Origin of the sequence: Streptomyces albidus (ex Kaewkla and Franco 2022), assembly GCF_013870515.1 — a bacterium.
Taxonomy (GTDB): Bacteria; Actinomycetota; Actinomycetes; order Streptomycetales; family Streptomycetaceae; genus Streptomyces; species Streptomyces albidus.
Genome location: NZ_JACBXA010000226.1, coordinates 1 through 9,726, shown reverse-complemented (window position 1 = coordinate 9,726; position 9,726 = coordinate 1). Strand labels below are relative to the sequence as shown.

General features: G+C 70.5%; 6 protein-coding genes and 1 pseudogene. 4 read left to right on the top strand and 3 right to left on the bottom strand.

What is annotated here, in order from left to right; genetic code table 11:
* From H5J26_RS24545 to H5J26_RS24535, 3 genes and pseudogenes are all read right to left on the bottom strand, one after another.
* Positions 1–215 (bottom strand): annotated as a pseudogene (locus tag H5J26_RS24545) (hypothetical protein); the annotation flags it as partial.
* Positions 216–422: 207 nt separating this feature from the next.
* Complete coding sequence (locus H5J26_RS24540; protein ID WP_181768134.1) at positions 423–1,556, bottom strand: metallophosphoesterase; 1,134 nt, start codon at positions 1,554–1,556, stop codon at positions 423–425.
* A gap of 311 nt (positions 1,557–1,867) precedes the next feature.
* Positions 1,868–2,992, bottom strand: coding sequence for a LacI family DNA-binding transcriptional regulator (locus H5J26_RS24535; RefSeq protein ID WP_181768132.1), 1,125 nt, complete (start codon positions 2,990–2,992; stop codon positions 1,868–1,870).
* Between the two features lie 343 nt (positions 2,993–3,335).
* Here H5J26_RS24535 and hisC point away from each other — a divergent pair, with 343 nt between their 5' ends.
* The 4 genes from hisC to cydD all read left to right on the top strand — a co-directional run.
* Complete coding sequence (gene hisC, locus H5J26_RS24530; protein WP_181768131.1) at positions 3,336–4,415, top strand: histidinol-phosphate transaminase; 1,080 nt, start codon at positions 3,336–3,338, stop codon at positions 4,413–4,415.
* A gap of 260 nt (positions 4,416–4,675) precedes the next feature.
* Positions 4,676–6,196 (top strand): cytochrome ubiquinol oxidase subunit I, encoded by a 1,521-nt coding sequence (locus H5J26_RS24525; RefSeq protein WP_181768133.1) that lies wholly within the window; start codon positions 4,676–4,678, stop codon positions 6,194–6,196.
* A gap of 10 nt (positions 6,197–6,206) precedes the next feature.
* Positions 6,207–7,208, top strand: a complete 1,002-nt coding sequence (cydB, locus tag H5J26_RS24520; RefSeq protein WP_181768130.1) for a cytochrome d ubiquinol oxidase subunit II — start codon at positions 6,207–6,209, stop codon at positions 7,206–7,208.
* Between the two features lie 10 nt (positions 7,209–7,218).
* Positions 7,219–9,726, top strand: a 2,508-nt coding sequence (gene cydD, locus H5J26_RS24515; RefSeq protein ID WP_181768129.1) for a thiol reductant ABC exporter subunit CydD, incomplete at its 3' end; no start/stop codon positions are given.

Below are 9,726 nucleotides of genomic sequence, written 5' to 3'. Positions count from 1 at the left end.
CGGAGACCGACGAAGTGGGCGTATTCGTCAGCGGCGTTGGCGGCGATCGCGGTGGCAGCGCTGAGCGCCATCGTGCGCAGCTGCTCGGCGTTGAGCGTCTCGCCCAGCGCCGCCAGGGCAGGACGACGGTCGGCCGTACGCAGTGCCTCGTCCACGGCCCGTTCGAACTCGGGCCGGTCTTCGGGCAACAGGTGCGGAGCGCTGTTCATGTGCATCCCCCGATGCTCCGTAAGGCCGCTGACGGGCCGGTCGACGGGCGGGGCGGCCACGGCGACGGGTAGGGGAATTCGCTGCGGCAGGACCGATGGTAGAGGGAGTCCGGCACCCCTTGAGAGAGAGTTTCCGGTAATTGCCTCTTCCCGGCAATGTGTTCCGCGCCCTCCGCGCCTGCCCGTGAGGTCGTACGCCCGCCTGTGAACAGGCTATTCGGCCAGGGGCAGTTGTGTGACGAGCAATTTTCCGGCCATGGTCACTCCGCCGTCCATCGCGAGCGCGAGCCCGTCGGCGTAGACGTGCGGACCGGTCACGTCCGGCGCGGCGTCCTCGTCCTCGCTGCCGACTTCGCCGAGCAGGTACGGGATGGGGCTGTGCCCGTGGACGATCCGCTCGCCGCCGAAGACGGAGAGCAGCCCGCGCGCGTTCTCCGGGCCCGACTCGTCGCGGAAGGCGAAACGCTTGGTGAACTTGCGGAACAGATCCCAGGTCTCGTCGGCGTCGTTGCGCTGTAGGGCGTGTGTGATGGCGTCGTTGACGGCCTCGATGCCGGTGCCGTAGTCGAGGTAGCAGGTGGCGTCGGAGTGCAGCAGCAGATGACCGTCGGCGAGCGCCATCGCGTCGAGCCGCGACATCCACTGGATGTGGTGCTCCTCGAGCCGCTCCATGTCGGTGCGCTGTCCGCCGTTGAGCAGCCAGGCGGCCTGGAACGAGGCCGTGCCCGCAGTGGAGTTGACGGGCGTGTCGCCGAACCGCTTCGCGCCGAGGAGGAGCAGTTCGTGATTGCCCATCAGCGCCTTGCAGTAGCCGCCCGCTGCTGCGGCCTGCGCGGAGAGGTTCATGACCAGGTCGATGACGCCGATCCCGTCGGGCCCGCGGTCGGTGAAGTCGCCCAGGAACCACAGACGGGCGTTGTCCGCCGTCCAGTTGTCATGTCCGTCGATGATCCCGGCGGCCTGGAGCGCCGCGCGCAGTTCGTCGATGTAGCCGTGCACGTCACCGACGACGAAGAGCGGACCGTCTCCCTCGTTGGTGGTCTTCTGCACCGGGACGTCCACGAGGGTGGGTTCGTGCCCGCTGTGCGCGCCGGACTTGATGACCGGCAGGTCGCGCTGCGTCGGGGTGTAGCCCTCGGGCTCGTCCGGCTCCTCGTCCTTGCTGGACGGAGCCGGAGCCGACGGCGGGTGCTCCTGCGCCGGATGTGCTGTGTGGCCCGGGACGGGTGACCCCGCCGGCGGTGCCACGCGTGGTGTGTGCCCCGGCACCCCTTGCGCCGACGCAACGTCACCGTGCCACATCTCGGGTCCCTGACCGGCCCCCTGAGTCATCGACCCCTCCACCATCGCCTGCCGCCGTGCACCTTCCCGCACCTCGCTCCGTCTGCTTCGGCGGGCGGATCCGCCGTCCGCCGCCTGCCGCGCTGACCCGAGGTCCACTGGTGCACAGTTCCACAGGTCGAGATCGGGTCCCGGTGTCGTGCGCCCCATCATAGGAACGCCGGTAGCGCCTTGTGACGCACCTGGGGGTGGCAATTGAGGCTCGTGGGCGAGGGGCCGGCGCATTCCTCCGGAAATTCCCCTCTCGTCCGCCCCTGAAATCCCGTCAGGAGCCCGCGGTCCGTCCTCCGGTTGCGTCGGCAGGGCCGTCAGGACGGTCAGTCCGCCGACGGAGAGCGTGGCGCGCTGATGGTGGTTCGGGGCGGGCGGCGCTGCGAGGACGTACGGACGATGAGGTCTGTCGGCATCACCTGGTGCACGGGCCGCCCTTCGTCGAGGCCCTCGATGGCGTCGATGAGGAGCTGGACGACCGTGTTCCCCGTCCTGCCGGGCTTGAGGGAGAGCGTGGTGATCGGCGGTTCGGTGGCCGCGTAGACGCTGGACTCGCTGCAGCAGACCAGCAGCAGGTCCTCCGGCACGCGCAGCCCGTAGCGGCGTGCGGCGGCGAGCAGGTCGGTGCCGTTCGGGTCGAAGAGACCGTAGACCGCGTCGGGACGGTCCGGCCGGGCCAGCAGGCGGTCGGCGGCCACGGCGCCGGCGCAGGGGTCGTGGGCGGGGTAGTGCTCGTAGACCGGTTCCTGCCCGACGCGCTCGCACCACTCGAAGTAGGCGGTGGTCGACAGGCGCGTGTACGTGTCGGTGCTGGTGCCGGTCAGCAGCCCGATGCGGCGGGCGCCGGACTCGGCGAGGTGGTCGAGGAGGCCGTGCACGGCCTCCTCGTGGTCGTTGTCCACCCATGCGGTGACGGGCAGCGAGCCGGCGGGGCGCCCGTCGGAGACGACGGGCAGACCGGAGCGGACCAGCTCGGACACGACCGGGTCCTCGTCCGAGGGGTCGATGACGACGGTGCCGTCGAGTGCGACGTTGGACCACAGGTCGTGACGTGAGGTGGCCGGGAGGATGACCAGGGCGTATCCGCGTGCGAGCGCTGCGGAGGTGGCGGCGCGGGCCATCTCCGCGAAGTAGGCGAACTCCGTGAAGGTGAACGGTTCTTCGCCGTACGTCGTGACCGTGAGCCCGATCAGCCCCGACTTGCCGGTGCGGAGCGTACGAGCGGCCGCCGAGGGCCGGTACCCGAGCCGTTCGGCCACCTCACGGACGTGCCGACGGGTGGCATCGGGCAGTCGGCCCTTGCCGTTTAACGCGTCGGAGACAGTCGTGATGGAGACACCGGCCGCGGCGGCGACATCGCGGATGCCCGCGCGCCCGTTCAGCCGGCTCCCCCCGCGGGCCCGGCGCGTGGCCGGTGTCCGGCTTACCTGATGCTTCTCTGCTGCTGTCATGGCGACCCGATCGTAGGCCCGCGACGGAGGGGGTGTGCGACGCTCCGGGAGGGCACCAGAAGGCACGATTCTGCACGTTCCGCAAGCGCCAACTACCTTGGAAACTTCGATAGTTGACGCCCCGTCATAAATATTGTCACCCTCCGGGGGCGATTGTGCCCGAGGACACGACCATGTCTCGAGGAGGTCTCAACTCACCTTCATGAGTGACGCGCGCCACCGCTTCCGCCACCGGAGCGGGAGTGCGTGGGGGAGCTCATGGTGCAGACCCGTACGCCGTTCTCGCGATTCCTCTTAAGGTGAGAAGTATTGGAGTCCGCATCAGGGACGAGGAGGACCAGCGGTGAGTGACAAGACGCCCAGGCTGCGCGGCGCGCTCGAAGGGATCCCCACCTACAAGCCCGGCCGGGCGGCGGCCTCCGGACCGTCCGCGTACAAGCTGTCCTCCAACGAGAACCCCTACCCGCCACTGCCGGGGGTCATGGAGACGATGGCCGCCTCGGTGGCCGCCGCCAACCGGTACCCGGACATGGCCTGCACCTCCCTGCTGGCCGAGCTGGCGGACCGCTTCGACGTCCCCGTCGAGCACGTGGCCACCGGCACCGGTTCGGTCGGCGTCGCCCAGCAGCTGCTGCAGAGCACCGCGGGGCCGGGCGACGAAGTGATCTACGCGTGGCGCTCCTTCGAGGCGTACCCGATCATCACGCAGATCTCCGGTGCCACCTCGGTGCAGGTGCCGCTCACGGACGACGAGGAGCACGACCTGGACGCGATGGCCGCCGCCGTCACCGACCGCACCAGGCTCATCTTCGTCTGCAACCCCAACAACCCCACGGGCGTGGCCATCCCGCGCGCCGACCTCGAGCGCTTCCTGGACCGGGTGCCGGACGACGTGCTCGTCGTACTCGACGAGGCCTACCGCGAGTTCGTGCGCGACGAGCGCGTCGTGGACGGGATCGACCTCTACCGCGAGCGTCCCAACGTCTGCGTGCTGCGCACCTTCTCCAAGGCGTACGGGCTGGCAGGGCTCCGCGTCGGTTTCGCCGTCGCCCACGAGCCCGTCGCCGCCGCGCTGCGCAAGACCGCCGTGCCCTTCGGCGTGAGCCAGGTCGCACAGGACGCCGCTGTCGCCTCGCTGCGCAGCGAGGACGCGCTGCTGGAGCGCGTCGAAGGGCTGGTCGCCGAGCGCGTCCGGGTCACGCGTGAACTGGTGGCGCAGGGCTGGACCGTGCCCGAGTCGCAGGCCAACTTCGTGTGGCTGCGGCTGGGGGACCGTACGGTCGACTTCGCCGCGGCCTGCGAGAAGGCCGGAGTGATGATCCGTCCCTTCGCCGGTGAGGGCGTGCGCGTCTCGGTGGGGGAGGACGAGGCCAACGACCTCTTCCTGCAGACGGCCGCGGCCTTCCGCAAGAGCGAGTTCTGACCCCCTCGCCCGGCCGGGCCCGGCTCGCCGGGCACCTGTGATCACTGCTTCCCGACCCGCTCGCCGGCGCTTCCCCATCGCGCCGCGGGCGGGTCGAAGTGTTCCTGGAGGACCCCGCCGCGACGTCCGGAAAAGGCGACCGTACTATTGCTTGTGAATGTGAACTCATTCACGAACGCCGTTCCGGCCCGGTCATCTCCGTCCGAACGCGGACGAAGCTCCTCGCCGGCGGCGGCGCGAGGCAAAGGAGAGAGCCTGTGGTGATCACAGCTCTGGCGCCGGAGACCCTGGCGCGCTGGCAGTTCGGCGTCACGACCGTCTACCACTTCCTCTTCGTCCCACTGACGATCTCCCTCTCCTCGCTCGTCGCGGGTCTGGAGACCGCCTGGGTGCGCACCGGCAAGGAGAAGTACCTCCGGGCCACCAAGTTCTGGGGCAAGCTCTTCCTGATCAACATCGCCATGGGTGTGGTGACCGGGATCCTGCAGGAGTTCCAGTTCGGCATGAACTGGTCGGACTACTCGCGCTTCGTGGGTGACGTCTTCGGCGCCCCGCTCGCCTTCGAGGCGCTCATCGCCTTCTTCTTCGAGTCCACCTTCATCGGCCTGTGGATCTTCGGCTGGGACAAGCTGCCCAAGGGCATCCACGCGGCCTGCATGTGGGTGGTCGCGGTCGGGACCGTGCTGTCCGCGTTCTTCATCCTGGCCGCCAACTCCTGGATGCAGCACCCCGTCGGCTACCGCATGAACCCCGAGAACGGCCGGGCCGAACTCACCGACTTCATGCGCGTACTGACGCAGAACACGGCCCTGGCCCAGTTCGCCCACACACTCACCGCCGCCTTCCTGACAGGGGCGGCGTTCATGGTCGGAGTGGCCGCCTACCACCTGATGCGGGGACGGCACGTGCCGGTGATGCGCTCCTCGCTGCGGCTCGGTCTGATCACCATGGTCGTCGCCGGGATGCTCACCGCCGTCACAGGCGACCGGCTCGGGAAGATCATGTACGAGCAGCAGCCCATGAAGATGGCCGCCGCCGAAGCGCTCTGGGAGACGCAGGCGCCTGCGCCCTTCTCCCTCTTCGCCTACGGGGACGTCGACGAGGGCCACAACAAGGTCGCGATCGAGGTCCCCGGGCTGCTCTCCTTCCTCGCGCACGACAACTTCTCCGAGGCCGTCCCGGGCATCAACGACACCCAGAAGGCGTTGCGCGAGAAGTACGGCGACACCCTGGACATCGCCGACTACCGCCCCAACATCCCCGTCGCCTACTGGTCGTTCCGCTGGATGATCGGCTTCGGGATGTCCTCGCTGGCCCTCGGCGCCGCCGGCCTCTACCTCACCCGGCGCAGGCTCTGGCTCTCGCCCCGGCTGCGTACGGGCGACGACGCGGTCCCCCGCCTCGCGCTGACCCGGGACCGCGAACTGGGGCCAGCCCTCACCGGCTGGTACTGGCGGCTGGCCCTGCTGACCATGGCCTTCCCCCTCATCGCCAACTCCTGGGGATGGATCTTCACCGAGACCGGCCGTCAGCCCTGGGTCGTCTACGGCGTGCTGCCCACCGCCGCCGCGGTCTCGCCCACGGTCAGCCAGGGCGAAGTGCTCACCTCGATGCTCGTCTTCATCGCGCTGTACGCGGTGCTCGCCGTGATCGAGGTCAAGCTGCTCGCGAAGTACATCAAGGCCGGGCCACCCGAGCTGACCGAGTCCGACCTCGACCCGCCGACCCGGATCGGCGGCCACGACCACGACCCCGACCGGCCCATGGCCTTCTCCTACTGAGGAGCGTGCGATGCAACTTCACGATGTCTGGTTCGCCGTCATCGCCGTTCTGTGGACCGGCTACTTCTTCCTGGAGGGCTTCGACTTCGGCGTCGGCGTCCTCACCCGGCTCCTCGCCCGCGACCGCGGCGAACGCCGCGTACTGATCAACACCATCGGCCCTGTCTGGGACGGCAACGAGGTCTGGCTGATCAGCGCGGCGGGAGCCACCTTCGCCGCGTTCCCCGACTGGTACGCCACGTTGTTCTCGGGCTTCTACCTGCCCCTGCTGCTCATCCTCGTCTGCCTCATCGTGCGCGGCGTCGCCTTCGAGTACCGCGCCAAGCGCCCGGAGACGAGCTGGCAGAACCGGTGGGAGGCCGCAGTCTTCGTCACCTCGCTGCTGCCCGCGTTCCTCTGGGGTCTCGTCTTCGCGAACATCACCTGGGGCGTACCGATCGGCTCGGACAAGAACTACACCGGCACGCTCGGGGACCTGCTGGGCCCGTACGCCCTGCTCGGGGGCCTGGTCACCCTGGTCCTCTTCACCTTCCACGGCTCGGTCTTCACGGCGCTGAAGACGACCGGTGACATCCGTGCACGCGCCCGCCGGCTGGCCACCCTCCTGGGAGTGGCCTCCGCGGTGCTGACCGGGCTCTTCCTCGTCCTCGCCCAGAGGCACACCGGCGGCACCGCGAGCCTCGTCACGCTCGTCGCCGCGCTGGTCGCCCTGCCCGTCGCCGTCCTCGCCAACACGGCGGGCCGTGAAGGCTGGGCGTTCGCTTTCTCCGGGGTGACCATCGCCGCGACCGTGGCCACTCTCTTCCTCGCGCTCTTCCCGGACGTCATGCCCTCCTCGCTCGACCCGCGCTGGAGCCTGACGGCCCAGGACGCGGCGTCCAACCCGTACACGCTCCGGATCATGACGTGGTGCGCGGCCTTCGCCACACCCCTCGTCCTGCTCTACCAGGGCTGGACCTACTGGGTGTTCCGCAAGCGCATCGGCACCCAGCACATCGCCGGGAACCACTGAGGGGGTGACCGTGAAGCCCGTCGATCCCCGCCTGCTCACCCACGCACGTACGACACGCGTCTTCCTGACCGGGTCCGTGCTGCTCGGCATGATCTCGGCGCTGCTCGTCATCGGACAGGCCGTGCTGATCGCGGACGTCGTCGTGGAGGCGTTCCAGCGGCACGCCTCGCCCGGATCGCTCCGTACGCCGCTGCTGCTGCTCGCCGCCAGCGCCGTGGGCCGCGCGCTCGTCTCCTGGCTCACCGAGCTGGCCGCGCACCGCAGCAGCGCGGCGGTCAAGTCCGAGTTGCGCAAACGGTTGCTGCACCACGCGACGCTCACCAGAGGACTGCGCGGCGAGGACGCCGCGCGCGCGGAGCGGCGCACCGGTGAGCTCGTGACGCTGGCCACCCGCGGCATCGACGCGCTCGACGACTACTTCGCCCGCTACCTTCCCCAACTCGCCCTGGCCGTCGTCGTTCCCGTGGCGGTGCTGATCCGCATCGCCACGGCGGACTGGCTCTCGGCCGCGGTCATCCTGGTCACCCTCCCCCTCATCCCGCTCTTCATGGCCCTGATCGGCTGGGCGACCCAGGCGCACATGGACCGCCGGTGGCGTCTGCTCTCCCGGCTCTCCGGCCACTTCCTGGACGTCGTCGAGGGCCTGCCCACCCTCAAGGTCTTCGGCCGCGCGAAGGCGCAGGCCCACAACATCCGTGCCATCACGGCCGATTACCGCCGCGCCACCCTGCGCACCCTGCGCATCGCGTTCCTCTCCTCCTTCGCCCTCGAACTCCTCGCGACGATCTCCGTCGCCCTCGTCGCCGTCGCCATCGGCATGCGGCTGGTCCACGGCGAACTCGACCTCCACACCGGGCTGCTCGTCCTCGTGCTCGCCCCCGAGGCCTATCTGCCGCTCCGCCAGGTCGGAGCCCAGTACCACGCGGCGGCGGAGGGACTCTCGGCGGCCGAGGAGGTCTTCGCCGTGCTGGAGCAGGCGCCTCCGCCCACCTCGCGTACTGGCGCCCCCGATCTGCGGGCCGCCACGGTCACGCTCGACCGCGTCGTCGTACGCCACGAGGGCCGGAGCCAGGAGTCGCTGCCGGCCACCGACCTGACCCTGAACCCGGGAGAGACGGTCGCGCTGACCGGCGCCTCGGGCACGGGGAAGACGACGCTGCTCCGCGTCCTGCTGGGTCTGACCCGCCCCACGTCGGGCCACGCACGCGCCGGCGACACGGACATCCACGAACTGCGGCAGCCCGGCTGGCACAGCCAGATCGCCTGGGTCCCGCAGCACCCGCACCTCTTCGCCGGCACGATCGCGGAGAACGTCCGGCTGGCACGTCCCGCCGCCACCGACGAGGAGGTGCGCGCCGCCCTCGCCGACGCCGACGCCCGGCTGGAGGCGACGACGGTCCTCGGCGAAGGCGGCGCGGGCATCTCCGCCGGCCAGCGCCAACGCCTCGCCCTGGCACGCGCGTTCCTCGCCGACCGGCCCATGCTGCTCCTGGACGAGCCGACGGCTGCGCTGGACGGAGAGACGGAGGCGTCCGTCATCTCGGCGATCGGGCGCCTCGCCCGGGACCGCACAGTCGTCCTCGTCACCCATCGCCCGGCTCTGCTCTCGCTGGCGGACCGGGTCGTCACGCTGCGGCCGCAGCCCCTGCTCGGGCCGTCCGAGGATGCGGCGTGCGCGATGGGGGAGACCCCTGGACGTGTCGCGGCGCCCCTTCCCGCACAGCCGTCGCCCCTCGACGAGGAGAGCCCAGGGGCGGGTGCCCCGGAACATCTGAGCGCGATTCCCCGTACCGGGGCGAAGGGAGGGATCGCCGGCCTTCTCCGGGGTGCGGGCCGTGCATCGAAGCGCTCCGTGGCGACCGGCACGGGGCGAATGCGGCCGCCCGCCGCACGAGTTGCCCTCGCCCTCCTGCTCGGCTCGCTCGCCCTTCTCTCCGCCGTGGGTCTCATGGCCACCTCCGGCTGGCTGATCTCGCGTGCCTCCCAGCACCCGCCGGTCCTCTATCTGATGGTCGCCGTCACCGCGACCCGCACCTTCGGGATCGGCCGCGCCGTCTTCCGTTACGCCGAGCGGCTCGTCTCGCACGACGCCGTCCTCCGCGTGCTCGCCGACGTCCGCGTCCGCGTCTACACGAGGCTCGAACGTCTCGCTCCCGCCGCGCTGCGCCGAACCCGGCGCGGGGACCTGCTCACCCGGCTCGTCAGCGACGTCGACGCCCTCCAGGACCACTTCCTGCGCTGGCTGCTGCCCGCCTCCGTCGCGGTCACGGTGGGCCTCGCCGCCGTCGCCTTCACCGGCCCCGTGCTCCCTGCCGCCGGAGCCGTGCTCGCTCTCGGCCTTCTCGCGGCGGGAGCGGCGGTGCCACTCCTCACCGGCACGCTCTCCCGCCGTACCGAACGCCAACTCGCGCCTTCCCGGGCCGTCTTGGCCACGCGCGTGGTCGATCTCCTCACCGGCACCGAGGAGTTGACGGTGGCGGGGGCGCTCCCCGCCCGCAAGGAAGCGGCCCGCGCCGCG